This window comes from Bacillus sp. FSL M7-1020 (genome assembly GCF_038050415.1).
Lineage (GTDB): Bacteria > Bacillota > Bacilli > Bacillales > Bacillaceae_G > Bacillus_A > Bacillus_A toyonensis.
Window position 1 is genome coordinate 3,000,428 of record NZ_JBBOTW010000001.1, and the last position, 26,436, is coordinate 3,026,863.

The following is a 26,436-nucleotide window of genomic DNA, read 5'->3' on the forward strand; positions in this document are numbered from 1 at the left end:
AAGTCCCGGTTATATGCCGGGCTTTTTCTAACCCTCATTAAAAATTTTATAATAAAGCTCTATCTCCGTTTTAAACAAACAATTATTTCTCCAAAATATCCTCTGCATCTTTTCATTCGACGTATGTGTGCTCCCAATATAATAGGTAGCACCCATTTCCTTTAACATATGTAGAGATTGAAGATGCAGTTGGGAAGCAATTCCTTTCCCGCGACAATAAGGCATTACCCCAAAATAAAATAATCGTCCTTCACTTTCTGTTCCAGATTCTATATGCGGTATGGACATACCAATTGGCTCATTTTTATCATAAAAAACAATACATGACTTTTCCCTGCCCTTACCTAACTCTGTTTGCACTGAATAAAAATGCTCATCGATAGTTAAAATTGAAGTTTGATTTCCTGAATTCAACATACATTGCTTCCAAATGTATTTAAATTCTTTTTCTGATAAGGTTTCTTCTATTGAACAATATGTATATTGTTTTTCAAGCGCCTCTACATTGTTTAACCCTCTACACACTTCTATTTTTGCTGCGTGCAAAGAAAAACCTGCATCAAGTAACACTCTCGTACTTGAGTTATAACCATTAAACCTTTTGTTTAATACAATACTCGCTCTTTTTAACTCCCAGTTAAAACAAACCTCTTCAAATCTACATATCTTCTCTGTATAAGTTTGTACATCATAAAATACATCCTCTTCTATTTCTTCAATTGTGACTGCATTTGGTAAGCCATTTAATATTTTTTTAGAAGAGCCAAATAAATTTTTGATAACTGTAAGATCGTTCTTCACCACTTCGTTTCCCCTACCCCTGGTTCAATACATTCACCTGAAGTTTCATTTATATCTCACTCTCGGTTATTGATTGAATATTCTTTATTATCTTACACAAAATACAAAATTTAGTAAATTATTATGTTTTTTATAAACAAAAATCCAGTTATACATACTGCATAACTGGATTTCTCATTATTTAATACCCTTTTTATTTTGCAAAAAAAGCATCCCTTAATTCCCTCTTCAACACTTTCCCTAAAGCATTTTTCGGTAAGTCTTCCATAAATACAACTTCTGGTATTTTATAGCTTGCCAATTTTTCTTTACAATGCTGCATAATCTCTTCTTCTGTTAAAGATGTTTGAATGTCTTTTACAATATACGCTGTTGGAACCTCTCCCCAAAAATCATTGGGAACTCCAACTACTGCAACTTCTAAAACACCATTGATTTCATGAATAACATCTTCTACTTGATCTGGATATACGTTGTCACCACCGCGTACGATAACATCTTTATATCTTCCCATAATATGTAGGAATCCATCATCATCTATCATGCCAGCATCACCCATGTTAAACCAATTATCTTTTACTACCTTTTTCGTCGCCATTTCATTATTCCAATATCCTTTAAACATGTACGGGCTTCTTACGTGAATCTCTCCAACTTCATTTGTTGTTAGTTCATGTCCTGTTTCTGGGTGAACAATTTTTAACTCTACATGTTTTAGTGTTTTCCCTACAGAAGACATCTTTTCATTTCCCATCATTGGATGCCATGAAGTTACAACCCAACCTTCTGTACTACCATAGCCTTGCACCATATAGATTCCTATTTCCAAATATTTTTGAATGAGCGTTTCTGGCACTTTTGTTCCACCGCTTTGTGCTACTTTAAAGGTTGAAATATTACGTTCTTTTTTATTTAGTTCATCAAGCATGTAGCTATAAACAGCCGGGAATGCAAGCATCGTAGTAATTTTCTCTTCTTCAATCTTATCCCAAATAAGAGTAGGATTCGAATCAGCTAAGAAAATCATCGTAACACCATGATAAATGCAATTTAAAATAGAAAGCACGCCACTCATATGAAACAATGGATGCACGGATAAAAAGCGTTCACCTGCTGGAATTTCTCTTTGCCCCGCAATCTCAGTAAAATAGTGATGTAAGTTTTTATGACCAATTACACATGCTTTTGCCTGTCCAGTCGTTCCTGAAGTAAATAAGTAAATTGCATCATCATCTTCATGAACGTCTACGGTCGGCTCTGTAATTGGCTGTTCTTGTAATTTTAATTCAAATGAACCAAAGCCTTCTTTTGTCGTTTCAATTACATAAGGAATTTCTTTAACAGCATCAACCTTTAATAAAACTTCACTAAACTCTTCATCAATAACTAGCACTTTTAATTTCGCTTCTTTTACAATAATTTCCAATTCATAAACAGTAAGCTGATGATTTAGCGGGATAAATATCGCTCCAATTTTTAAGCTTGCCATCATAACGCTTGGAAACGGGTGATTATTTTTGCATAAGATTCCTATACGATCCCCTCTTTGCACACCGTTATGTAACAAATAATGCGCAAACTGATTTACTCGTTCATTATACTGCTGAAATGAATATCTTTTTTCTCCGCCTACAAGCGCTTCCAAATTTGGTGATTGCATTGCTCTCTTTTGTAATAATTGTCGCATCGTTCTCAAATAAAACTCCCCTTTATATATGTTAGGGTTTTTATTTTACCAGATTAACTATTAATTTACTAAAGATTACACTTAGTGAATTTAAAATGAATAAAGTGAAACTTTAATCAGCCCTCACCAATCGGGCTTTTACAGGCAGCCCAAATCTCACCTAACTCCCTCGTATTCGCTGATTTTTGAGGTAGGAGTCCTGCTGTCCACAAATAGCGGGATTTAAAAATAGCCATCTACTTATCAAGTAAATGGCTATTTCTCCTTATATATTAGAATACTTCTTATTCATCACATATTGCACATACTCAGGCGCACTATTATTAATCTCTTCATCACTTAGCTTATATTCTGCACCATATAAATAAAACGAAGGTATAAACTCCATTCCCGTGTATAAGCTTGTAGCGTGAAATGGTTTCGTCAACTCAGCCATTGTGATCCCGCTATTTTCATAGTCTATTTCTAATCCACCTATAGAAATAGCTACACCAAACTCTTTTCCCTTCACTTTATCCCCTTTAGATCCGTAAGCAAATCCATATGTTAATACATCATCGAACCATTTTTTTAATAATGGTGGTGAGCTATACCAGTAAAGTGGAAATTGGAATATATATCGGTCGTGCTCTACTAACAGCTTTTGTTCTTCTTCAATATTAAACTCCCAATTTGGTGCCACTTTATATAATTCATGCACCGTAATTTCATCCGAATATTTCTCAAGTTCTTCTACCCATCTTTTATTAATTCGAGACTTTTCAATATCAGGATGTGCTACAATTACAAGTGTTTTCATATATTTTCTTCCCCCTTATAAATAATTCAAACGCTTTAGTATTAGTATGAATGAGTCACATATAATTGAAAAGTACGTACTTTCAGGTACTATAGGAACCTTGAGGTACCTTTGGAGGTGTTATATGAATCAAAATGATGACTGCCCAATTGCAACGACACTCGATGTAATTGGCGGAAAGTGGAAAGTTTATATTTTATGTGTTTTGATGGATGGAAAAATGCGAACAAATGAAATTAAACGAGAAATTCCAAACCTTACACAAAAAGTTCTTACACAGCAACTTCGGCAACTTGAAGCTGATGGGATTATCCATCGTACCGTATATCAAGAAGTACCACCAAAGGTTGAGTACACGATAAGTGAACACGGAAAATCTTTAATGCATATTATGAATGAACTATTTGAATGGGGAAAAGATCATCAGATGAAAAGATTAAATGACTAAAAGAACACTATCAATTTTGTTCAATCTTCTATGTCAAGAATTTTTCTAAAATTTCATAATAGGGTACCGTAACATGTGATTAACCTAAGGTTGAAAATTCCCCCAAAAATGGTAATTTTGTATTTTTATCGTTTTTTTGGGATAACTTGTTTTCTTAAGTTAATGGACATGGGACGTACCCACCATCTATCAATCCAAGAAGATTTAATTAGGAAAATGAAATTTTATAAAGTTTCGTATATACTTACTACATTTCCCTTATTAAACGCTCGCTCTATTTTTTCTAATCTCAATTGTACGTAAGCTATAAAGGAGCACCCCTAAACCAAGAATTTTTTCATTATTAGACGCATTAGAACCTAATGTAATAGTAGGTACATTTAAACCCATAAACCTTTCACTCCATTCTATAGGCATATATCCTTGTTTACCGATTGCTAATGTACGTCCTTCTATTGTACGGAGAGTGCTTTGAATAAAATCAAACTCAACTTCTACATCTGACAATTTTGTAGCTTTATCAGTCATCAAAGTACCACGTATCATAGTAAATCCTTGTATCATTTTTTCTTTAAACATACCAATCTGGTTATAATTCGAATCATAAGTTACCCAATCATATCCGTCCACTTCAGTATGAAAATATGCTATAATTTCCCCGCTACTTGTTTCTAATCCATAAACATCTTTATTATGTAAAAAAGGTATCACTGAAAAAAGAATATTAGATGAAACTATCTTTGTTCCTGCAATATATCCACCATCAGGATGATATAAACCAAATTGCTTGTTTCGTTTAGGTAATTCTAATACGACAAAAGTATCAACATCCCAAAATGTTGCATTACTTTTTATAGTATTTTTTTGTATCAGCTTCCCTTTTCTTAACTGCCAAAATCCAATTCCAAAAAAGATAGAAGAAGCGATAACAAAAAAGATAATCTGCCCCCAATTAACATGTCCCCAATCGTCATATACAGCGCATAACGCAAGAATAAAAATACCCGTTCCAATTAACAGTTTAAACTTCCCTTTTCTCTTATAGTAATCAAATAATTCCATTTCTATATTTCCACCCCTTATTTGTGTTCCCTGACTATTAATATATCAAAAATACAGAATGCCCTCTATCCAAAAATATGGGTTCCACTGCCCATGTCATTTGTTACTCTTCATAATTATCAACTTAATAAATTTTATTGCTGTCAATTGAGTTTTCATAAACTTTGTACATAAAGAACAGATAACTTAATGAACATGAAAGCCTTTTACCAACAAACTAAGATGAAATGTTATAATATATGTAAAAATCAAATATTCTTTAAAAATTACGTAAAGTGCTGCTTAAGATTATTAGTATGTTAGAGATTCCAAATAATTATAACGTTACCAGTTCAAATATTAATAGAGGTGAAATCATTGAAGAATCAATATATAGCAACACTTGTCGAAATCGTGTTAAAGCATATACCCAATGCAGCTGAGAAATCGATGTTATTTGCATTTTACAATGGGGTCGTCACGACGTATAGTTACTTTCATTATGAATCTATGAAAGTATTTGAACATGGCTCAGAAGGACTTCCATCTAATGAAATTATGGACAATATTCAAAGAGTACGTCATACCGGGGAATCGAACTGGACTGCATTTGTTTTAACTGTCAAAACAAATGGTTTATATGAAGTTGATTATTATGACGATTTAAATCCTACTTTAGAGTGCAGTTCTGCACTACTTTTACTTGCATACAGCCATTATCATATTGAACCAACCTCTGATTTTGGTAAATCACAACTACAAAGCGCTATTAAAGCCGAAAGTTTTAAGAAAACGTTAAACTACGCGTGTATGAGAAATGACATAGAAACAGTTAAAGAAAAGTTAGTAAACATTAAATTATCTACATTAAATAAAAAAGGACCTGATAGAAAAACGCCACTTCACATCGCTTGTCTAAATGGCAATATTAAGATTGTTACATTACTAGTAGAAGCAGGAGCAGATTTGAAAATTAAATATCATGGAGAAACACCTTTTGCCCTAGCATGCGGAAAAGGTAACGTAGAAATTATTAAATATTTAATTTCTAAAGGTGAAAATGCAAATGATATCATGGTCGGAAAAGTCACTCCTCTTCATTTAATTAGTAGTTCTGGTAATCAAGAAATTGTTCAATATATTTTAGAGCGTATTACAAATATAAATGCGGTGACAAACAGGAAACGTTCAGCTCTCCACTACGCAGTGGAGGATAACAATCTTGAAGCAGCAAAGGTTTTAATAGACAACGGTATTGATATGGAATTACTAGAAGAATACAAAAGGGGTGCATTAAGCCTTGCTTGCGGCCGCAATAAACCAGAGATGGCAGCGCTGTTGTTAGAAAATGGAGCTAATATCCATAGTACAGGACAAGGAAAAATCACACCGTTACATAGTGCATGTGAACAAGGCTTTATTGAAGTAGTTCGAGTGTTACTACAACATCAACCGAACTTGCATGAGAAAGCAACATTATACAGTATGCCAAAGAATGAAAAATTAAAAGAAACCCCCATCGAAACAGCCGAACGCCTTGGATACGATGAGATAGTCGAACTTTTGAGCTCAAAATTATGAGAAAGAATGAAAGTAAAATCAATATTTTTGTATTTTAGAGATAATACCATATCACTATCAAGCTAATTAAAAAGATACTCCTTAAAAGTAAAAAACGCTATTCTCTCTGTAAAATCATAGAAAAGAATAGCGTTTTTCATTTTGAAATCGTTTCATTTTGCTACTTGCTAGCTTCACGTTAAGAGTAGCAAAAAAATTGTCCAACAGGATGCCTATATCATTTAAATAAATAGTGTTATGGATAGTTATATAATTTGTTACTGCGAAGTCTAGCAAGTCATCATTTATACTAAACATGCCAATATTGATTTTGTGCGATTGTCCGTTACCTCATAATAAATTTCTAATCCTTTTCGAGTACCTGTTACGATTTTAGCAGCCTTTAGTTTGGATAAATGTTGACTAATTGTACTTTGGGGCATTTGTAAATTTCCATACATTGTTGTTACATTTGTAGCGCCTTTTGCAAGCATTATTTTTACTAAGGATAAACGGACAGGATGTGCCAATACCTTTAATACTTCAGCGATTTCTACATACATTTCTTTTTTTTCTTTCATGTTTCTTTCTCCCCTTTTATATAAATATTAATGATATCCATATATATAATTCGTAAGCATATATGTTTTTGTGTCCGTCATTTTAAAAAAATATAAAAAAACTTTACCCCGAAAACAAAGGAGTGCCTTAACATAACGTTTCACTATCAGTAATGAATAGAAATTTCGTTATGGAAGCAGAAGGTTTTATGTTACTACTCTATATTCAACTAGCTAAAATCAATGAAAAAGAGAGCAGATAATCTGTTCTCTTATGATGCCTCCTTATGTTCCGTGGAATGTTTAACACTCCCCATTCTCTTTAGTTTATTCCACCCTACTGCTACTCCTCGAATCGATGAGAATATAGATTTAATGACAACATACGTCATAAATTGACGATAAATAAAGCGTTGTAAAATTAACCATGCTAATGGTTTTGGATTCTCTTTCTCTAATTTAAATGCAAATAGTGAAGCGAGAAGGTCTATGACAAAGAATACAAGATAAAATCCTAATACTTTTAGCGGATTGCTACCAAAAAGCCCCATAATCATTAATATATCTGCTAAAGGTGCAATAAATTGCAGAACATATTGGAATAACCACATATTGGGCAATGCAATAAATCCTAATGCTTTATGTTTGGAATGAAACAGCGCTTTTCGATGTTTCCAAAGACATTGGAGTGTACCGTATGACCAACGATATCGTTGTTTAATGAGACTTTTCACATCTTCAGGTGACTCCGTAAAAGCATATGCTTTTTCTTCATATACAATTCTATGTCCTTGACGTAAAAATGTAATAGTAAGATCCGTATCTTCTGCCAATGTGTCTTCGCTTAAATAACCAGATTCAACTACATTCTTTTTACGCCATGCTCCAATCGCTCCAGGAACAACTGTAATACAATTTAACTCATCAAAAGCTCTACGTTCTAAGTTAAATCCTGTAATATACTCAACATGTTGCCAAGTAGTCAATAAATTCCGTCTATTCCCAACTTTAACATTCCCTGAAACTGCCGCTACATTATGATCTTCAAAGTGTCTAATCATTAAAGAAATAGCATCTTGTGCAATAATAGTATCCGCATCTAACGTAACAATGATTTCTCCTCGTGATTGCTGAAACCCTAAATTCATTGCCGATGATTTTCCGCCGTTTTCTTTCTGAATTAAACGAACTTTAGGATGCTTATAAAATGTTTCTTCCATTACTTTTGACGTACCATCTTTCGATCCGTCATCCACAACAATAACTTCAAACTCTCTATAATCACTATCCAAAATGGAGCGAATCGTCTTAGCTATCACCTTTTCTTCATTATATGCTGCTATGACAACAGTAACGAAAGATTGATAAGAAGAATTAGTAAATAAGCGGGCGCTTACTGTCTTTTTCTGCTTGTATGCAAAATAAATTAAAAATAGGAATCGAAAAATACCTAATCCAATAGCAATATAAAAAATCGTTGTTAATATATGCTTTGCATATCCCGCTCCTGAAAAGACAGCTTTATTGTAAAGTAAATATTGCTTACCCTCAGAAGAAACAGGTGGCATAATTTCATCTCGTTCTTTATTCATTAAATCTGAAATTGTTACAAAACTATATCCATGCTTTTTTAGGTCTTTAATAATGATCGGGAGCGCCTCTACTGTATGGGTACGATTCCCTCCCGCATCATGGAGAAGAATAATATTTCCCTCTCCCTTATAAATAGGATTAAGAGCACGTCTTACTAATTCATTTGTTGATGGTGTTGCCCAGTCTTCGGGATCAACTTTTTCCCCTACCATTGTATAGTTCATATTTTGTGCACGTAAAATAGGCAATATTTCATTTGATGAATCCGGGTTAGCATCCGCTTCATATGGTGGTCTAAATAAAACCGTAGAATGTCCAGTTACTTCCTGAATTAAACGTTGCGTCGTATTAAGTTCTACTTTCGTTCGTAGTAAAGACGTATCAGCTATGTTAGGATGCTTGAAAGTATGATTGCCAATTTCATGCCCTTCATCGTATATTCTTTTTACAATATTAGTATTTAGTTGCGCGTTTTCACCAAGTACAAAAAAAGCAGCATTTATTTTATTCTCTTTTAATATATCTAATATTTCTGGCGTATATTTCGGGTCTGGTCCATCATCAAATGTTAATACTACTTGTTTTCCATTTGGTTTTCCATATCGTTGCACTTCATACGCAGATGGTAAGGAGTGATATACTTCATCTGTAAGGTAACCATCTTTGCCTACTTTAAAATCTCTCATTCCATTTTTTCTTTCATTCTCAATCTGTAACATTTCACCTTGTCCAGAATAATTTACTTCATCTAAACTATTGATTTTATGTAATACATTAGGACTTTTTTGTACCTCAATAGGATTTTTTAAAACCTTCCATATTGTAGGGTCTTCTGCTCCTAGTCTCCATAATGCAAACCCCTTTGCATTGTTGTCCATTGCGATTTTTACTTGATTATAGAGAGTAACACCGTCTAAGAACCAAGCAGTATGTTCTTTCTCTCCTGTTTTATATCTAAAATAAGGGTTTCCACTCATCTTATCCCATTGTATTTTCATATTTGAATCATGAGCCATTGCCATAACTTCTGAGAAAGTTAAAGACTTCGCAGCTACTTTACTATTTACTTCCCAATCATATCCATAGTTACCGAAAGCAACTATAAGCTTATTAGACGGAATATTCAGTTCTTTCAATGTATGTTGGAACCATTTATTTGAAGCAATTGGTCCTGGTTCCCCAGCTCCATAGTGCTCATCGTACATCATTACAATCATTCGATCTATTATTTTTGCTAACGCACTATAATCAAAAGCCTTATCATTAGCTGGAACATCTTGTGTAACGAGTAAATCATGTTCATGAAATTCCGTAGTAAGTTCTTTCATAAAATTTGTTAAGTTTTCTCTATCACTTTCAGGTACAGCCTCAAAGTCAATATTAATACCTGAAAACTGATTCTTTTTAACTTGGCTTACTAAATCATTAATAAACTTTGTCTTTACATCGTTTGAAGAATTCAGTAACTTATGAATTAGCCCACTATCAGGACCAGAAGCTTCCTCAGTATAGTTAGTAAGCAAAGGCATAATCTTCACTTGATTTTTTTCTGCCAACTTTACTATCTCAGGTTTTATCTCACTTCTAATCGTTAAATCTGCTTTTAAATGATACCACTCTGGTACTAACGTAGTTAATGAATCGATATTTTCTTTTAAAGAAGCGGTACTATTTTCATCCCAGTTTACATAAAAACCATACACTTCTTTAGGTTGTTTACTATCCTTCGGCGAATTCACCAAATTTTTATTATCCTTCGTTTCGGTATTTAGTTTAAATTCTTCCTTCTTTAACTGCTGATCACTAAGTTTTTGATTAATTGGTACAAGTTTAGTATCTTGTTGTACAGCGGTATTCATATTTGGAATTTCTGGTGTTGAAAAAATACTTTGAAAGAAAAAATAAAATACAACACTTACACTAACTATTGAGATACATAGAAACCAAATAAAGGCTATGTTTCTCCTTCCTTTCGGATCATAAAAAACAGGTTTTTCTTTATCTTTCTCTTGTTGAATGTTTTTCTCCATTATATTTTTCACATACTCCTTCTTAATAGAACTATAAAATAATAAAGTGCAACTTTAATCAGCCCTCACCAATTGTGCATTTACAAGCAGCCCAACTCCCACCTAACTTCTTTGCCCCAGCCAAATTTTGAGATGGGAGTTTTACTGCCCACAATAGCGAGATACATCCTTTTAGCTTTGAAATGACTCTCTCACTTCCAGATTCTATTGATTCTTCTTTTCATTCCCTTGCTGGTGGCCTCTATTTTCTTGTTGAGACCCCCTACTATTGTTCCCTTTCTCGTTTCCATCATTTTCTTTCTGGGATCCTCTTCCATTGTTCCCTTGCTGATTCTCATTATTTCCTTGTTGAGGATTTCTTCCATTGTTCCCTTGCTGATTTCCATTATTCTCTTGTTGAGATCCTCTTCCGTTGTTCCCTTGCTCATTTCCATTATCCCCTTGTTGGGATCCTCTTCCGTTGTTCCCTTGCTCATTCCCATTATTTCCTTGTTGAGATCCTCTTCCGTTGTTCCCTTGCCCATTTCCATTATTCCCTTGTTGTGATCCTCTTCCGTTGTTCCCTTGCCCATTTCCATTATTCCCTTGTTGTGACCCTCTTCCGTTGTTCCCTTGCTGATTCCCATTATTTCCTTGTTGAGATTTTCTACTGTTATTCTCCTGCTGATTCCCTCTATTTTCTTGCTGAGATCCTCTTCCATTGTTTTCTTTTATTTGCTTCGATGGCTGTTCCTCTGTTTTCTTTTGTTCTTTCTGCTCTTGCTTTTCATATTTTTTTTCGTCTACAGGAGACAAATCCAGTGATGCATTAGGAGATGACTCCGGCTGTGATTGCACCTCTTCTTCATTTTCCACCGGATTAGACGGCATGGCAGGGGGAGTAAGCGATTTGTTCTTTTCATTCTCTTGCTTTATATAGACACCTGTGCCAATTCCAGCTTTTCTAGCATTCTCTCGTACTTGCATCGTGCTACTTTGATATTCAACTGTAATATGTTTTAGCTCATATTCTTTCTTTAATTCTTTCATTGCCTTTTCCAACTGTGGTTCTAGTGCCTTGTCCTTTGCAACAGCTGTTAGCATAACTTGCTTATCATTCGTTAAATACTTATCCTCTTGGCTTTGCTTTATAATAGTACGTATTACTTCTTGCAATTGTTTATTTTCCCATTGCTTCAATTCTTTTAAAATACGCCTTCCATCATCATTACAAGCCTGTAAATCTATAACACGAAAATCCCTCGTTACGCTCACCTCTAAACTTGGATTTATATCAACTGAGACGTAAGCAAATACTTTTTCTTCTGGTTGGTTGTAGAAAAACAACACTGCAAATAGAAAACAAGCAACAAGTATTGATGCAGGCTTTAAAAAGGAAGGAATCGAAAAATGCGATGCTTTTTGTTCTTGCTCATCAAATGAGATTTCCTCCCCGATCATGCAAGAATCCCCTTTTCTTTTACACGTAATAAACTCTCCATTTGGTGTTAAAACAACTACGCTATGCTTTTTTATATCCATCACAATTCCTTTATTCATCATGCTTTTCCCCTCTTATGTAATCCAGAATATATGTATAGTTGTTTGCAAAAATAATACACATTGCAATAATGTATTTTCTATGTCGTTCCAACGTTTTACGACTTACCCTAACACGCGGTTCAATATGTTTAAGCGGTAACTTTTTCTTTCGGAACAGCTCTTCCATCATTTCCTCTTCTTTTATAATAATTTTCACAATTTCTATTAAGTGCTCACGCGTATCACGATGCTTAGGAGATTCTTTAGCAAGCTCTGAGAATGTGATTTTAAACTCAGCTAGCACACTTTGAAAATGAAGAATTTCCTCCTTACGGTTACTATTTTCCATCTCTTTCATATACTCCGTAAGCGACACTTGCATTTCTAACATTTCCTCTTGCTCATCTTCTTTTAAAAAGACAAAGTTATGTTTAGACTCTTTACGTATATAGTCAATTACATCTCTTTTTATAAGAAGATCAGCAAACGCTAAAAAGGATTTTCCTTTTGTATATGAATACTGTTCAATTGCTTCGTTAAACGCAAACAATCCAATGCTATATTCATCATCCTGTTCTGTAATATATCGGCGGCAGACAGATGAAATTGATTTTCTAATAAAAGGCTGATACTGTACGATAAATGCTTCTTTATCTGCTTCGTTGTTTTGTATGTTACATACGATATCTTCTATTTTCGGTTTTCTTAAGATCTTCATTACTAAACTCAACACTTGTAATCTCCCAGCCTCCTTCAAATAGCAAAATGGCCACTACACAAGTGACCATTTAACCAGATTTTCTTGGTACTTTTCTTCGGTCTTGTTTTCTTGCTGTTAGTTATATTTTTAGAGTCTAACTTTTTCCAACGTTTTCTTAATGATTTTCCTTTTCTCTCGGCACTAAAGTTAAGTTTGTATTTTTATCTACTTTCTTATTTTCTACCGTTCGTTTTGCTTATTCTTTTTCTATTTTATCTGCAATCCTTGAATAACTCTCCTCTATACCATTGGTAATTTCATCCTTTTATTTTAGATGCCCACCTAATCTAGTAATTTTATTAATACTTCTATATTCTTTCATAGTCATTTTTCTTCTAATTATTTTCTTCACTATACATATTCGGAGGAATACATAGTTTTATGGGGGTCAAAAAATATTTTTATAAAAAATACATATTTATTTCAAAAATAAAAAACCATCAATTTGAAAAAGGATAATCAAATTGATGGTTTTCTTATAATATCTATTAAATTAAGTTGGATTCTCATTATATCTAAAAAAGTACTAGCTATCCTCTGCCGATTTTCTCCATTTTTATCTTTCTTGGTTATCATAATATGTCTTATCTGCGTATTTTCTATCATTTCCTTTTAGATAAGCTAAAATTACTTTTGGATTTTTAAGTAAAGTCCAGTCTCCATATGTATCAAATCTTCTGCATGAAGTTATCATTCCATTTTTAATAGTACCGAATTTCTTATTATTTTTCTTTCCCCATTCTTTTAACCGTTTAGCGAAATCTGCATCTTCTGCCATAAGCATGTTTTCATTAAATCCGTTGATTGCCATAAAGTCTTTTCTATAGCACCAAAAAATCCCTACAGATATAGCTCCGTACTTAAAAAGTAAGGGAATTATTATTAACATTGCGGAGAGAAATATTCCTAAAGATATTCTTTCAAACTTCCCATTTACCCCACCACCAATGTATTTACCTGAAGTTAAATATTTATCTACATTAGACAACATAGACTCTGTCATTATGGTATCAGCGTCTATAGTGACGATTATTTCTCCATTAGCTATTTTAGCCCCTGCATTTCGAATTTTAGATAAGTTTTTATCGTTATTTTTCAATGTAACACAATTATAAGATTTTGCTATTTCCTCTGTTTTATCTGTGCAACGATTTAAAACAACTATAACTTCCGTTTGCTCTTTATATGCCTCTGATGCCTTTGCAATTGAATCTAAACATTTTCTAATGTACTTTTCTTCATTATGTGCAGGAATTATAATAGAAAATTTCACATCTTTTTTCAAATTGACTCCTGAAAATTCGTTTGTCTCAGTCATAATATTCCCCCCTTATTTTATAAGGTAAATATCTGCTATACATAACTTATATTAATATTTATTAGGTTATATTATAGAAACTGCAGATAAAGAGGCTCTTACTGTCGACGTTCAAAAGCAAGACGTACAGCAAGCCCCGTTAAAACACTTGCCATAAGCCAACGCTGTACTCGTAGCCACGTTGGGCGTGTGCCAAACCATTTTGCAATTTTACTTGCTGTACATACAATTACAAGGTTAACTATAAAGCTAACAGTGATTTGCGTAAGCCCCAAAACTGCACCTTGAAAAAGCAACGATCCCTTCTCTGGATCTTCAAATTGAGGTAGAAGTGATACATACAAAATAGCAATCTTTGGATTCAGAAGATTCGTCATGAGTCCCATCAGAAATAATTTCCTTGGTGGCTCATTAGAAATCATACGAGGTTCCATAATAGATGTAGCACCCGGTTTTATCGAATTCCAGGCGAGCCAGAGCAAGTAAGCAGCACCTGCCCACTTTACTGCTTCATATACAGCGGGAACAGCAACGAATAGAACTGTAAGTCCAAACATAGTTGCGATTATATAGATTACAAATCCGAGCATGATGCCCAATAAAGAAATAAATCCCGCCATACGTCCCTGCGTAACGGAACGGGAAATGAGGTAAATCATATTAGGCCCAGGTGAACAAACCATGCTAAGCGAAACAATTGCAAAAGCTACCAAGGTACTCAAGCTGACCATAAACCTTCCCCCTTTATGTTACATAAAATTTCCTATTGTACATTTTATCATGATTGAGGAGAGAAAAGATTCATACTTCTCGCTCCCTTAAGTAAAACTTTAAAATCTCCTTGAATAAATCTATTTTTTAAAATGAAATATCAACGGCATTTTATGTCTAATTCGTATAGGTGTTAGCAAGTTCGTTTGCAAACTTGTTAGCACTTTTTATTTGATCGAATACCAATGGTTATTTACTACACCGTTTAACTCATCCGCTAATGCATCCAATCTTCCCCCTTCCCCTTCACCAAGTTCTTTCAAATAATTTCCATGGTAATTTCTTTAAATCATTTTATTACATCCTATTCTTGTAAATCTAATTATTTGAATGTAAAATTATAAATAAGTTTTAACATTTTGAATCGAGGTGAAAATCATGAGAAGTTTTGGCTCATTAATGATCTCTACTGTTTGTTCAGTACTTCTTATAATTTGGAATGTCTATTCCTTCTATAACGGATTCACAACAGGACGCACATACTACTGGATTAATGGCATCGCAGCTGTTATCTTCCTTTTATTCTTTTTCCTCAACATGCGTGATTTTAAAAAGAAAAACTACAGAGCCTCATGACAATAAGAGTTGATACATATGTGGAAAAGAATTAAGAATTATAGATTGAGCTTAAAAGATTTAAAGTTCATGTTATGGTTGTTCAGTATAACTTGTTTTATATACAGCTACAATTTCATTACAGGATTAGCTTTTGACCACAAATTCCAAGTCTATTATTTAGGTGGTGCTATAGCTACATACGCCGCATTTATAGATACTAAAAATAGGATTAAAAATAAAATTTATAAGACAGCGTAATTTAAAAGGAATCCTTTATGGTTTCCTTTTTTCTATGCAAAATAAAAAAGAAGCGGATTCGCTACTTTTACTTGTTCCAATCTTTAAAATCGGTATATTTACTATAAGCTGTTTCGGTTGCATTTCCTTGCCAACGATTCTTAGCGTTTTCTCTTTTATCTTTCACATTAAGTTCGCTTATATCTTCATTTTCGCTTAGCCATTCTGGATTATCATAGCGTATTTATTGTTGAACATCCCTGTTTTAACGTTTTGAATCGTTCGCCTAAAATTTATTATACAAAATAAAAATAGCTACTCTTGAAAAGTTTCACATTTTATTTTAAATTAAATGCAATTTAATAAAATACACCTCTCATACATCACTGTTTTTTCGTTTATTGAGTCCGTTTGTTTTGTACAAAAAAAGCACCTAAATGGGCGCTTTTCACCGAATCATCTTTTTTTATATCTTTTTCTTCTGCTTCTTTTTACTTCCTTCATTTCTTCTTGCATAACTAGTTTTTCAAGGTATAAACGTACTAGCTTATAATCACTCTCTTTTCGCTGCTTTTCTTTCTCTTCTTTTTCTCTCTGCTCTCTTCTCTTTTCCTGCTCTTCCTGCTCTTCCTGTTCTTTCTCTTTCTGCTCTCTTCTCTTTTCTTCTTGCTCTTTTTTCTGTTCTTTCTCTTCAATACATATGTCAACCAGTTTACTAAAGAAAATAATCTTACTATGCTTCTTTTTACCAGGTCTCAATACGAAAAGAATAAAAGTTATGATTGTAAAAATCCAGAAACCTGTTACGGTAAATCCACTAATCTGCATAGAATTAGTGGATCCATTAATCATCTTTGCATTAACGAAAAATCCAGTCGCAAGTACAGAAAATAAAACCGTAACAGCTGGTAGAATCATTGAATCCATTTTAAGTGGATCATGGTACTCAGATAAACTTTCTATTCTTGCTTTCACATACTTTAAATCATTTTTTTCTAACTCCATTAATTTATCCTTATTAGATAAACTATCAGTATCATTAGAAAACTCCTTGGTATGTACATAACTATCCACGATAAATTCAACAAATTTCTTATCTTTTTTATAAAGCAGATTTTTTTTAAAATCCTCTTGGTCCTGTTGTGTAAATTTAGACACTAGCATTCACCCTCAATTTCGACATTTAAAATTAATCAAAAGTAATACTATCTTTTTATCTAAATTTTAAAGTAATATTCAAAAAATGAATAGCAAAATCTTCACTATTACACTATCCTTGTATCTAAAGTTAATGAGAAGTAACCTTTTTTATAAATTCCTTTATATCACTTATGAATCTAGTATAGAAAACACTAAACTCAATAAGAAACACAAAAGCCACGACACTCACGCACCGTGGCTAAATATTTAAATGTAATTGGTCTTTTAGTCCTTATTGCGGATTCTTACCGCCCATGCCAGTTCTCCAGTAACATTTTGATAAAGCGGCTATGATCATTGATTATGAGCGCATAGATACGTTATCCCCACGTTATGCTCTTTTCAAAGAACGAGTAACTGTAGGAATATCGTATCATCGATTCCAATGTAAAAAGGCACCTGATTTAGTGCCCAAAATAGTGCCCTAAAGGGCGATACTGGGCCGCCTGGCATTATTTCACTGACATTTAACCAAAGTGATAATACTGCAACTAGCCCAACTACCCTCGTATTACCAGCTATTAGTGTAGGCGTTAATGAAATAGTAAAGTTAGAAGGGGTTTTCCGAACTAATTATACTTCTCTAATTCCTCTCACAGAATTTAGTGTATCTTCAATTCTTATTCTGAAAAGAGATGCCTTTATTATTACGGTTCAGTCAGAATCTCAAGATAATATTCAAAAACCAGCGAATGTTTCAACTAATTGAACACACAATGTTTCAGTAGTCTGGATAGATACCCCTCCCCCGGCACTTATATATACAGTCTAAATCTGAATGCCTCGGGAATTGGTACATCAACTAACACTATTAATGAAAGTAATTTAACTGCTACAGTAATTAACATTTAAAGTTTAATTACAACGTTAATTTATTTTATCTTTTACGACTTTAAGTTGTACCCTTATGCTAGAAGAACTCCTAGCTTTTTTGTTCACCCAACACAATCTTACAGTAATTCCCTTTTATCAGAATATAGTGTGTAGCTGACTATAAATATTATGTTCACAGAAAAAAGGCCAACAATACAAGATCGTTAGCCTCTACTTTCCATATTCGCACCTTTTATCACTTTACTTCCTAACAACCGGAATCCACATTTCACCAAATAATAAGCCATTTCTCTGCCCCATCTCAACCGTTGTATTCGGTCCACCAACATAGGCAAAATCCTTTGCTTCTGGTAAAGCTTGACCGAAGGCGATGCCAGTAAGCTTATTACTTAGCTCTTCAGCCGTCTTACCTTCACCTTTCACTACTACATATTCCCCCTTAGGAAACTGAATCACTCTAGATTCTTCTTCTATTTGTGCTTCTGTCATGACACCCGCATAATACATCATTTTGTTATTCACCGCTTCGCTCACGGAAAAAATGTATTCATTTGTAGCTAAAGCTTTTAAAGTGTCCAGCCTTCCATCTTCTTTAACAGCCGACCAAAAGTCTTCCTTTTCTTTATTTATTCCAGCAAAGTCTGTGTATTCACTCTTAATTTCAGTTCCAATACCTAACACGATAAAGCTATCTTTTTCTTCTATAGTATAATTTTTCATATACAAAACCTGCCTCTTTTTTTATTAATCAAACGATTTATCTTTTCATCTGATACGTTTATAATACCTTTAAACCATGTCAAAAAATGATACTGTTTAGGAGACCAAAATGAAAAAAGTCGAACGGATTAATACAATTATGCGGTATATCAACAACCGCTCCCACTTTACAATTTCTGAAATCATACGAGAATTTAACATCTCACGATCGACAGCTATTAGAGACATTAGAGAAATTGAAGCTATGGGGATGCCACTTGTCGCTGAAGTTGGAAGGACCGGAGGATATTTTGTTATGCATAACTCTATCCTGCCCGTTGTTCGCTTTACTGATAATGAAGTGAAAGCTCTTTTTATTGCCTTTATGGCTACGAGGAATCAACAACTTCCCTATCTAAAAAGTCGTCAGTCATTAGCAGAAAAACTACTAGGACTCATTTCAGAAACCCAGCAAGATGACCTTGTTCTTTTAAATCAACTCTTGCTGTTTGAAGGGACTAACCCTCATAATCCCGATCTACTTGAGCTTTCTGACCTCCCCCATCCTATGTTAGAAAAACTCATTCAACTCCTTCTTTTGGATAACCATTTATTGATTACCATCAAAGAAGAAAAGGAAATCAAATCTTATCCAATTTATCTACTACACCTTTATCAAGAAAAAAGCCATTGGATCATTGAAGGGTTTGACTTAAAAGAAGAAAAGAAGATAATGTTTCCTGTCGATGACCTCACCAATATCGAACCATACACGACGAAAAAAAGGCTAAATAAGAAAAAGATTTTAGAAAAACTAAGTAAGAAGGACGAAATAATCAACTTGGTACTTGAACTTGGACCAAAAGCGATTGCCCAGTTCAAAAAATACCATCCTTTAAAAGGATCAATATCTTATACAAATCCTTACCAGTCTACAGCCATTTTAAAAACTTTTATCAATGTTAACAATCCCGATGAAGTGACGGAAATAACAAATTGGCTACTTTTCCTAGGGAAGGATATTAAAATCAGGGAAATACCCGATGAAGTATTAGCAGATTTACAAAAACGAGTGTGCTTATATATTCCATAAGCAGTGAGCCTCAAATATTAAGCTTTATCACTGGACAATCATCCTATTTTTAAATACCATTTCATTTACTACAATGAGAGCATGAAAAATAATAAAAGCACGGAAAATCTCCCGTGCTTTTCTAAACGTATATATTATTCCTGAAGGTTTCGTTTATCTCGTTTCTTACCCTAACTGACGTTTAAATGCTTTACTAGCAAAGAAGTAAGCAATAACCATGATTCCGACGCACCAAGCGAGGGCAATCCAAATATCGTTTCCAACAGTTCCTTCATATAATAGAGCACGAATCGCATTCACAATTGAAGTCACAGGCTGGTTCTCAGCGAACGCACGAACAATTTTTGGCATCGTTTCGGTAGGGACAAAGGCCGAACTAATAAATGGAAGAAAAACTAGCGGGTACGAGTAAGCAGTCGCCCCTTCCATAGACTTCGCTTTCAATCCTGGAATGATAGCTAGCCATGTTAGCGCCAACGTAAACATCCCTAGTATCCCAGCTACTGCAAGCCAATCTAGAATATTAGCGCTGGAACGAAAGCCCATTAAGAGTGCAACAAGAATAACCACCACGATAGTAAGTACATTAGCAACAAGAGAGGTTAAAACGTGGGCCCACAATATAGATGAGCGCTTAATAGGCATCGTAATGAAACGTGCCATCAGCCCACTCTTTACATCCGTAAATAGTCGCACGGAAGTGTAAGCTACACCGGATGCGATAGCCATTAGCAAAATTCCCGGCAATAAATAATTGACGTAATTTTCCGTTCCTGTTTTTATTGCGCCGCCAAACACGTAGACAAATAATAGCATCATCATAATCGGTGTAATCGCTACCGTAATAATTGTATCCGGACTGCGCATAATGTTACGCATTAAACGACCTAGTAATACACCAGTTTTACTTTTCATTTACATCTCCTCCTTTTTACCGATAATCGCAAGGAAGATTTCTTCCAATGTCGGTTGCTTTTCGATATACTCCACTTTTGCCGGTGGGAACATCTCTTTTAGTTCAGCAAGAGTACCTGTCGTAATAATTTTTCCGCCATGCAAAATAGCGATACGGTCTGCCAGTTGTTCTGCTTCCTCCAAGTACTGAGTCGTAAGCAAAATAGTTGTACCGCTACTGGCAAGTTCCTTAACTGTATCCCACACTTCGATTCGCGCTTCAGGATCAAGTCCAGTCGTTGGTTCGTCAAGAAAAATAATTGCTGGCGCTCCAATCAAACTCATCGCGATATCAAGCCGGCGCTTCATTCCGCCTGAATACTGATCTGCCCTTTGGTTTGCCGCATCAGTCAGGCTAAATCTTGCAAGTAGATTGTCAGCAACTTGAGCGGGATTGGAAACACCACGTAACTTGGCGATCATTATCAAGTTTTCCCTCCCAGTAAGCATACCGTCTAAAGCTGCGAACTGCCCTGTCAAACTGATACTTTGACGAACATGATCTGGTTGACGCTGTACATCAAATCCGCAAATGCTTACTTCACCGCCATCTTGCTTCATTAGCGTCGAAAGGATGTTGACCGTTGTTGTCTTTCCCGCTCCATTTGAGCCTAGCAGCGCGAAAATTTCTCCACGCTGCACCTCAAAATCTACCCCTTTTAAAACTTCCTTGTCTTTAAAGGATTTTTTCAAGCCTTTTATAGAAATCGCTGCATTACTCATACTTTTTTCCTCCCTATAAAGTGAAACTTTAATCAGTGGGGGTTTTGTTCATCCCCCACTGATTATTAGTTGAATCAATCGGGCTTTTACGGACAATTGATCCCCGACCTAACTTCTTTGCTTACGCTGAATTTTGAGGTGGGGGTCTTACTGCCCGTTAATGCGGGATAAAAATGTTTTGCGAAGATAATTTATTTACCTCTACCTATTTAGTATCACTGATATTCTGTATTACTTAGTACTGAGTTAAAAATATAACTGAATAGCTATGGTGGCAATTCATATGTGTAACCAGCTAATCAGTCGGTATTACTTATTCCATTTATTTTTTTCTCAATTTCGTCATAATACTTTCATTCAAATCTTCACGATACTTGGAGACGTAAGTTTTAGCGTTTGCCACTAGTTCGTCAGCAAAGGATGCCACGTCATCCCCAGTAATGTCAAGCACTTGTCTTCCTTCCGCTGCACCCGCTTCGAACAAATCGATTAATTCATACTGTATGTGTAACATATCCATCCCGTTACCCGCTGAGAAATTCCACATGTAGTTTTGAATTTTCTTAAATACAAATTGGTAGTCCTCTGGCAGAGCCTCAACTCGTGCCATCATCATTTTGTACTCTTTTTTATCACCAATTAACTTTTTAAACATTTCTAACATCTTATTTTCCTCCTTTTTTATAAAACCGAGCAAGAAATTCCCAAAGTATCGGCCGGAACATTTTATCTTATGAACCTATTTTGACTTCAAGACGTTAATTTTTGACGATACAAAATCCCATTTTTTCCAAAACAATTCAAGCTCCTGGCGGCCTTCTTCATTTAATGAATAAAACTTACGAGGCGGTCCCATATCTGATGGTTTCTTTTCAATATTCACAAGCTTTTTCTTCTCTAATCGTACGAGGATGGTATACACCGTACCTTCCACAACTTCGGTAAACCCAAGATCATTCAGGTGGCGGGTAATCTCATAGCCATACGTTTCACGGCGACTAATGATTTCCAGTACACACCCTTCCAGTGAACCTTTCAGCATTTCAGTTAAATTTTCCATGTCCTGATCCTCCTTTACCCCCTATTCTGTCTGACTTATATTCAGTATTACAGAGTACTAAGGCGAATTTTTTACTGAGTGGTTTTTTTGAATTCATACTATTCAGTATCACTTATTACATCTACATTGTATGACTAAGTAGTGATAGATGTCAACTGATTTTCAAATTTTTTCTAAAATCCGCTATTACCTATTGTCTACTGCAAATATTTTGAGAAACAACACTACTCAGTATTGCTTATTACAAGTACATTGTATGACTAAGTAGCGATGAATGTCAACTCGATTTTTATATTTTTTCTAAAATCAACTATTACCTATTCGATACAGCCTATTTTCTTTTTTTATTTTGCCCCATACCTATCCCACTAAGAAAAGAAAATACCCCAAAACAAAAATTCTACATTTTTATTTTGGGGCGCTATACTATACCAAAGTTAATGAATATGGCTAGCTCTTCTTATTAATAAGACAGATCATTTTTTATTACGATAACATCATAGCCATATCTTCTGCTGCATTTGTAATCAGTTTTAAACCGAATGTTTCTTGTAATACATCAAGTACGCCAGGTGAAATAAATTCAGGAGCCTTTGGACCGATGCGAATATCTTGAATTCCAAGACTAAATAGCCCGAGCAAAATGGCAACTGCTTTTTGTTCAAACCATGATAGGACAATACTTACTGGCAATTCGTTCACTTCACATTGAAAAGCATCTGCTAAAGCAGCCGCTATTTTCACTGTAGAAATGGAGTTGTTACATTGTCCTAAGTCAATGTAACGCGGAATTTCCGTGCCAGGTACAACACCGTAATCCACATCATTAAAGCGGAATTTCCCACAAGAAGTTGTTAAAATAACCGTTTCTGGCGGAAGTGACGTTGCTAATTCACGATAATATTCTCCGCCTTTTCCCGGTGCATCACAACCGGCGATAACAAAGAAACGCTTTATTTTCCCTTCTTTTACTGCATCAATAATTTCTGGAGCTAATGATAATACTGTATTATGATGAAACCCTGTAACTAACTGTTCATCCGACTCCATATGTACTTCTGGAAGTTCTAGCGTTTTTTGAATTAATGGTGTAAAATCATCATTTTCAATTTTTTGTATACCCTCTAAGCCTGCAATGTCATATGAAAAGAATCGATCAGAGTACGAGCCTTTAATTGGCATAACACAGTTCGTTGTAGCTAATATGGCACCAGTAAATTTTTCAAAAAGGCGTCTTTGATCATACCATGCCTTACCGATGTTTCCTTTTAAATGTTTATATTTTTTCAGCTGCGGGTATCCGTGTGCTGGTAGCATTTCAGAATGCGTATAAATATTAATGTCTTTTCCTTCTGTTTGCTTTAATAGTTCTTCTAATGCAAATAAATTATGACCCGTAACTACAATTGCTTTACCTTCTACACGATTTTGTGTAATTTGTACAGGCTCTGGCACACCAAAATGATTCGTATGTGCCTCATCCAATAACTCCATCACCCGTAAAGCTGATTTCCCAACTTTCATAGCCATATCAATATGCTCTTGTTCGTTAAAATTAGAATTTGTTAATGTCATATATAAAGCTTCTTGTGTTGTAGCATCTACAAATGCATCCGTATACCCTAGCTGAGCAGCATGAGTACGATAAGCCGCAATTCCTTTTAGCCCAAACACAATCGTGTCTTGTAAACTAGCAATCGTTTCATTCTTTCCACAAACACCCATTACTTTACATCCACCTGTTGGCGTTTGTTCACATTGATAACAAAACATATCATCCCACCCTCTCCCAATCATTCATTACACCTTAAGCATAATACCCATTGAAAAAAAGTGATGTGATATCAATCACAATAATATATAAAGATTTGTGACAGTTCATATTGTTGACATAATATTTTTATTGACACTAAAAAATATACATTAGTGTGTCCACATCTTTCGATACTTTTAAATAGCTAAATAATTAATTTGGAGAAATATATACAACGAAAAAAATTTTTGAATCCCTTGTACAAATAGTTGCAATTCATCACATATGAAAATAGATATAAAAATACGCTCTTCTTTCTATCATTCAATAGAAAGAAGAGCGTATTTTTAATTTTAAGGAACTGTCATTTTTTATTAAAGTCTTTATTGTAAACCTTTTTATTTACAATACATTTACACTATCTTAACATTATTTACATTATTTATATGATATATTTAAATAGAACCTACTTAAGAAATTTCATGTATATTGTATCTTTGTGATCTCTTATCTGATTGATAAAAAGATCATGTTATATTTTTATAGCAGGGGTGAATTAGGATGACTGAAACTTTAAAAACACTTATAATGCTTGATGCTACTTACGTTGTTATTGCAATTATGACGGTACTAGTATTTGTATACTTGGAATTAAAATCTCAGTAATATATGCTGGCATAATCGACAAATTCAGCATTTAAATATAGTTAGAAGAAAGAGAGGAGAAAATTATTTCTCCTCTCTTTCTTCTAACAATGTCTTATTTTAGTAAATCCAATGTATGTAAAAGTAACCCTTTGTCCCCTACATCACCATGACCAGGTACGACAGAATTCATATTTTTATATCGTTTCAATACATTTCCAATCGATACAGACCATTCATTTACGTACGCATCCGCCACATTTCCTAAATCTTTTGCTTCCGCAGATTTTACTAAACAGCCTCCAGCTAAAATTTGATATTGTGGCAACCAAACAACAATATTATCTTCTGTATGTCCTTTCCCTGGATAGAACGTTTCTACTTTTGTATTGCCAAACTTCAAACTCGTAATTGTTTGTAAATCTCCAAGTGGCTCTTCATATCCACTTTTCTTTGCTAGTTCCGCAGTTAATGCTGTACTATGTGCTTTAATGCCTCTTTCTTTCAACGTTGTTATTCCGCCAATTCGATCAGCGTGCGCATGTGTAATAATGACATCCGTTACCCGCTTCTTAAATTTCTTTTCTACCATCTCGATCAATTCCTTCGTTAATTTGTCATCCCAAGAAGAATCAACAAGTACTAATCCTTTAGAAGTAGTAAGAACTAGACCGTTCGAAGGAACCGCTTCTCCATTAAAATAACCTAACTCCGTATGAACCCATACATTTTTGTTTAACTGAGATATTGAAATAGTTCCCGTCTCATTTTTTATTACTTTTTGCTCTAGCTTTTGTTCTGCTTTCACAGAAGAAATTGTACTAATAAATTGAGTTATTCCTAGTAAACTAACACATACCCCTAATTTTAATAATGTATTCTTTTTCATTTTCTCCATCCTTCCTTTCAAACTAAATAGTTATTACCTATATGAGACAATTCATCTCCAATCTTTGTTCCATCATGTCTTACATATTTTTTTAGAAATAATAAAAAAGCGTACAAAATGTTGTACGCTTTAAAACTTAACCTTTCACTCCATAATTCTCAAACTCTTCCTCATTCCCATAAAATACATTCAAATCAATATACTTTTCTTTTCCATTATAACCGCTTAATTTCCCACGATTCGTGTATTGCCAAAACGTCCATTTTCTCTCATCAGATAAACTTGTTTTTGTAAGAACACTACGAATCCATATATCACATTTGGGATACCCATCCTTTATATACAAATCATATGCCTCTTGAGTTGCATACAATATTACTTTCTTACCGTAATGTTTTTCTAGCATTTCAATCATGACCGACAACTCTTTCGCAACATCTTCACGCTTAGGCGGATTATCTTTTTTGTTAGCGTAAAACTCAACATCAATTACGGGTGGCAGTGCTTGTTTATATTTTGGAACAGTTCGTATAAATTGCTCTGCTTGTGTTTCACCCTTACTATCGAAACTAAAAAAATGATACGCTCCGATGCGCATATCTGTCTTATTCGCATTCGTCCAATTTTTCGAAAAGTACTCATCCACAAACGAGCTTCCTTCAGTCGCCTTTATAAACGCAAACTTCATATTTTGCTTTTCCAACTCTCTCCAATCTATATCCCCTTGATACGATGCGACATCTACACCTTTTATTTCATACTTATCAGCACTTATTTGATTCGGAATGAATATGCCTTGAAAAACTAAGTAAACGACAACACTTATTACACTAATTAAAGTAAAGATTCCTCCTATAAAAAGATTCTTTTTCATTCATATCACCCATCTTTACAAATTAAAA

At 34.3% G+C, this 26,436-nt stretch carries 24 protein-coding genes; 5 read left to right on the forward strand and 19 right to left on the reverse strand.

Going from position 1 to position 26,436, the window contains the following annotated elements:
• Positions 1–27: 27 nt before the first annotated feature.
• The 3 genes from MHB70_RS15270 to MHB70_RS15280 all read right to left on the reverse strand — a co-directional run bounded on the left by MHB70_RS15270 (position 28) and on the right by MHB70_RS15280 (position 3,287).
• Positions 28–804, reverse strand: coding sequence for a GNAT family N-acetyltransferase (locus MHB70_RS15270; RefSeq protein ID WP_000240317.1), 777 nt, complete (start codon positions 802–804; stop codon positions 28–30).
• 190 nt (positions 805–994) lie between these two features.
• On the reverse strand, positions 995–2,497 hold the full coding sequence (locus MHB70_RS15275) for a class I adenylate-forming enzyme family protein (protein ID WP_061530092.1): 1,503 nt from the start codon (positions 2,495–2,497) through the stop codon (positions 995–997).
• Between the two features lie 256 nt (positions 2,498–2,753).
• On the reverse strand, positions 2,754–3,287 hold the full coding sequence (locus MHB70_RS15280; protein WP_000855237.1) for an NAD(P)H-dependent oxidoreductase: 534 nt from the start codon (positions 3,285–3,287) through the stop codon (positions 2,754–2,756).
• A 124-nt stretch (positions 3,288–3,411) separates the two neighbouring features.
• On the opposite strand from MHB70_RS15280, the gene MHB70_RS15285 reads away from it, so the two are divergent.
• Positions 3,412–3,735, forward strand: coding sequence for a winged helix-turn-helix transcriptional regulator (locus MHB70_RS15285; protein WP_001072967.1), 324 nt, complete (start codon positions 3,412–3,414; stop codon positions 3,733–3,735).
• A 261-nt stretch (positions 3,736–3,996) separates the two neighbouring features.
• Here the strand turns inward: MHB70_RS15285 and MHB70_RS15290 are convergent, their stop codons facing one another.
• A complete protein-coding gene (locus tag MHB70_RS15290; protein ID WP_000418467.1) occupies positions 3,997–4,797 on the reverse strand; it encodes a hypothetical protein in 801 nt (266 codons plus the stop codon).
• A 357-nt stretch (positions 4,798–5,154) separates the two neighbouring features.
• Between MHB70_RS15290 and MHB70_RS15295 the strand changes: the two genes are divergently transcribed.
• Positions 5,155–6,357 (forward strand): ankyrin repeat domain-containing protein, encoded by a 1,203-nt coding sequence (locus tag MHB70_RS15295; RefSeq protein ID WP_061530091.1) that lies wholly within the window; start codon positions 5,155–5,157, stop codon positions 6,355–6,357.
• A gap of 284 nt (positions 6,358–6,641) precedes the next feature.
• On the opposite strand, the gene MHB70_RS15300 is transcribed toward MHB70_RS15295, so the two are convergent.
• The 6 genes from MHB70_RS15300 to MHB70_RS15325 all read right to left on the reverse strand — a co-directional run bounded on the left by MHB70_RS15300 (position 6,642) and on the right by MHB70_RS15325 (position 14,849).
• On the reverse strand, positions 6,642–6,917 hold the full coding sequence (locus MHB70_RS15300; RefSeq protein ID WP_000660069.1) for an ArsR/SmtB family transcription factor: 276 nt from the start codon (positions 6,915–6,917) through the stop codon (positions 6,642–6,644).
• 251 nt (positions 6,918–7,168) lie between these two features.
• Entirely contained in the window at positions 7,169–10,519 is a 3,351-nt protein-coding gene (locus tag MHB70_RS15305; protein WP_033660272.1) for a glycosyltransferase, read from the reverse strand.
• A gap of 204 nt (positions 10,520–10,723) precedes the next feature.
• A complete protein-coding gene (locus tag MHB70_RS15310; protein ID WP_061530090.1) occupies positions 10,724–12,061 on the reverse strand; it encodes an anti-sigma factor domain-containing protein in 1,338 nt (445 codons plus the stop codon).
• The gene (gene sigI, locus MHB70_RS15315) at positions 12,051–12,773 is read right to left on the reverse strand and encodes an RNA polymerase sigma factor SigI (protein ID WP_002093524.1); all 723 of its coding nucleotides are present in this window, start codon (positions 12,771–12,773) and stop codon (positions 12,051–12,053) included. Before sigI ends, MHB70_RS15310 begins: the two co-directional genes overlap by 11 nt.
• 583 nt (positions 12,774–13,356) lie before the next feature.
• Positions 13,357–14,118 carry a glycosyltransferase gene (locus tag MHB70_RS15320; protein WP_000140994.1) on the reverse strand — a complete coding sequence of 254 codons (762 nt, stop codon included), beginning with the start codon at positions 14,116–14,118 and terminating at the stop codon, positions 13,357–13,359.
• Positions 14,119–14,216: 98 nt separating this feature from the next.
• Entirely contained in the window at positions 14,217–14,849 is a 633-nt protein-coding gene (locus tag MHB70_RS15325; protein WP_000254117.1) for a LysE family translocator, read from the reverse strand.
• A gap of 418 nt (positions 14,850–15,267) precedes the next feature.
• Between MHB70_RS15325 and MHB70_RS15330 the strand changes: the two genes are divergently transcribed.
• Together MHB70_RS15330 and MHB70_RS15335 are read left to right on the forward strand one after the other, a co-directional pair.
• The gene (locus MHB70_RS15330) at positions 15,268–15,465 is read left to right on the forward strand and encodes a hypothetical protein (protein WP_002104975.1); all 198 of its coding nucleotides are present in this window, start codon (positions 15,268–15,270) and stop codon (positions 15,463–15,465) included.
• A gap of 18 nt (positions 15,466–15,483) precedes the next feature.
• Complete coding sequence (locus MHB70_RS15335; RefSeq protein ID WP_000265911.1) at positions 15,484–15,705, forward strand: hypothetical protein; 222 nt, start codon at positions 15,484–15,486, stop codon at positions 15,703–15,705.
• Positions 15,706–16,140: 435 nt separating this feature from the next.
• On the opposite strand, the gene MHB70_RS15340 is transcribed toward MHB70_RS15335, so the two are convergent.
• Complete coding sequence (locus tag MHB70_RS15340) at positions 16,141–16,842, reverse strand: hypothetical protein (protein ID WP_000033277.1); 702 nt, start codon at positions 16,840–16,842, stop codon at positions 16,141–16,143.
• Between the two features lie 1,116 nt (positions 16,843–17,958).
• A complete protein-coding gene (locus tag MHB70_RS15345) occupies positions 17,959–18,438 on the reverse strand; it encodes a GyrI-like domain-containing protein (RefSeq protein ID WP_000801034.1) in 480 nt (159 codons plus the stop codon).
• Positions 18,439–18,547: 109 nt separating this feature from the next.
• On the opposite strand from MHB70_RS15345, the gene MHB70_RS15350 reads away from it, so the two are divergent.
• Positions 18,548–19,510, forward strand: coding sequence for a helix-turn-helix transcriptional regulator (locus tag MHB70_RS15350; RefSeq protein ID WP_000755055.1), 963 nt, complete (start codon positions 18,548–18,550; stop codon positions 19,508–19,510).
• 165 nt (positions 19,511–19,675) lie between these two features.
• On the opposite strand, the gene MHB70_RS15355 is transcribed toward MHB70_RS15350, so the two are convergent.
• The 7 genes from MHB70_RS15355 to MHB70_RS15385 all read right to left on the reverse strand — a co-directional run bounded on the left by MHB70_RS15355 (position 19,676) and on the right by MHB70_RS15385 (position 26,408).
• Entirely contained in the window at positions 19,676–20,425 is a 750-nt protein-coding gene (locus MHB70_RS15355) for an ABC transporter permease (protein WP_000837814.1), read from the reverse strand.
• The gene (locus MHB70_RS15360; protein WP_000063311.1) at positions 20,426–21,187 is read right to left on the reverse strand and encodes an ABC transporter ATP-binding protein; all 762 of its coding nucleotides are present in this window, start codon (positions 21,185–21,187) and stop codon (positions 20,426–20,428) included. It lies immediately after the preceding gene.
• A gap of 322 nt (positions 21,188–21,509) precedes the next feature.
• On the reverse strand, positions 21,510–21,851 hold the full coding sequence (locus MHB70_RS15365) for a DUF1048 domain-containing protein (RefSeq protein ID WP_000891987.1): 342 nt from the start codon (positions 21,849–21,851) through the stop codon (positions 21,510–21,512).
• Positions 21,852–21,926: 75 nt separating this feature from the next.
• Positions 21,927–22,247, reverse strand: a complete 321-nt coding sequence (locus tag MHB70_RS15370; protein ID WP_000429488.1) for a PadR family transcriptional regulator — start codon at positions 22,245–22,247, stop codon at positions 21,927–21,929.
• Between the two features lie 486 nt (positions 22,248–22,733).
• Positions 22,734–24,020: a hydroxylamine reductase gene (hcp, locus tag MHB70_RS15375; RefSeq protein ID WP_002093521.1), complete on the reverse strand. Its 1,287-nt coding sequence runs from the start codon at positions 24,018–24,020 to the stop codon at positions 22,734–22,736.
• Between the two features lie 740 nt (positions 24,021–24,760).
• Positions 24,761–25,534: a BcII family subclass B1 metallo-beta-lactamase gene (bla2, locus tag MHB70_RS15380; RefSeq protein ID WP_000742460.1), complete on the reverse strand. Its 774-nt coding sequence runs from the start codon at positions 25,532–25,534 to the stop codon at positions 24,761–24,763.
• A gap of 136 nt (positions 25,535–25,670) precedes the next feature.
• Positions 25,671–26,408 (reverse strand): glycoside hydrolase family 25 protein, encoded by a 738-nt coding sequence (locus MHB70_RS15385; RefSeq protein WP_000739854.1) that lies wholly within the window; start codon positions 26,406–26,408, stop codon positions 25,671–25,673.
• Positions 26,409–26,436: the final 28 nt, after the last annotated feature.

Bases quoted from the DNA above. Each gene is read 5' to 3' on its own strand.
- MHB70_RS15330 (WP_002104975.1), top strand. From the start codon at position 15,268: ATGAGAAGTTTTGGCTCATTAATGATCTCTACTGTTTGTTCAGTACTT.
- MHB70_RS15350 (WP_000755055.1), top strand. From the start codon at position 18,548: ATGAAAAAAGTCGAACGGATTAATACAATTATGCGGTATATCAACAAC.
- MHB70_RS15310 (WP_061530090.1), bottom strand. From the start codon at position 12,061: ATGATGAATAAAGGAATTGTGATGGATATAAAAAAGCATAGCGTAGTT.
- MHB70_RS15355 (WP_000837814.1), bottom strand. From the start codon at position 20,425: ATGAAAAGTAAAACTGGTGTATTACTAGGTCGTTTAATGCGTAACATT.
- MHB70_RS15385 (WP_000739854.1), bottom strand. From the start codon at position 26,408: ATGAAAAAGAATCTTTTTATAGGAGGAATCTTTACTTTAATTAGTGTA.
- bla2 (WP_000742460.1), bottom strand. From the start codon at position 25,534: ATGAAAAAGAATACATTATTAAAATTAGGGGTATGTGTTAGTTTACTA.
- MHB70_RS15285 (WP_001072967.1), top strand. From the start codon at position 3,412: ATGAATCAAAATGATGACTGCCCAATTGCAACGACACTCGATGTAATT.
- MHB70_RS15280 (WP_000855237.1), bottom strand. From the start codon at position 3,287: ATGAAAACACTTGTAATTGTAGCACATCCTGATATTGAAAAGTCTCGA.
- MHB70_RS15365 (WP_000891987.1), bottom strand. From the start codon at position 21,851: ATGTTAGAAATGTTTAAAAAGTTAATTGGTGATAAAAAAGAGTACAAA.
- MHB70_RS15345 (WP_000801034.1), bottom strand. From the start codon at position 18,438: ATGAAAAATTATACTATAGAAGAAAAAGATAGCTTTATCGTGTTAGGT.
- MHB70_RS15335 (WP_000265911.1), top strand. From the start codon at position 15,484: ATGTGGAAAAGAATTAAGAATTATAGATTGAGCTTAAAAGATTTAAAG.
- MHB70_RS15290 (WP_000418467.1), bottom strand. From the start codon at position 4,797: ATGGAATTATTTGATTACTATAAGAGAAAAGGGAAGTTTAAACTGTTA.
- MHB70_RS15360 (WP_000063311.1), bottom strand. From the start codon at position 21,187: ATGAGTAATGCAGCGATTTCTATAAAAGGCTTGAAAAAATCCTTTAAA.
- MHB70_RS15320 (WP_000140994.1), bottom strand. From the start codon at position 14,118: ATGACTGAGACAAACGAATTTTCAGGAGTCAATTTGAAAAAAGATGTG.
- MHB70_RS15325 (WP_000254117.1), bottom strand. From the start codon at position 14,849: ATGGTCAGCTTGAGTACCTTGGTAGCTTTTGCAATTGTTTCGCTTAGC.
- MHB70_RS15370 (WP_000429488.1), bottom strand. From the start codon at position 22,247: ATGGAAAATTTAACTGAAATGCTGAAAGGTTCACTGGAAGGGTGTGTA.
- hcp (WP_002093521.1), bottom strand. From the start codon at position 24,020: ATGTTTTGTTATCAATGTGAACAAACGCCAACAGGTGGATGTAAAGTA.
- MHB70_RS15300 (WP_000660069.1), bottom strand. From the start codon at position 6,917: ATGAAAGAAAAAAAAGAAATGTATGTAGAAATCGCTGAAGTATTAAAG.
- MHB70_RS15305 (WP_033660272.1), bottom strand. From the start codon at position 10,519: ATGGAGAAAAACATTCAACAAGAGAAAGATAAAGAAAAACCTGTTTTT.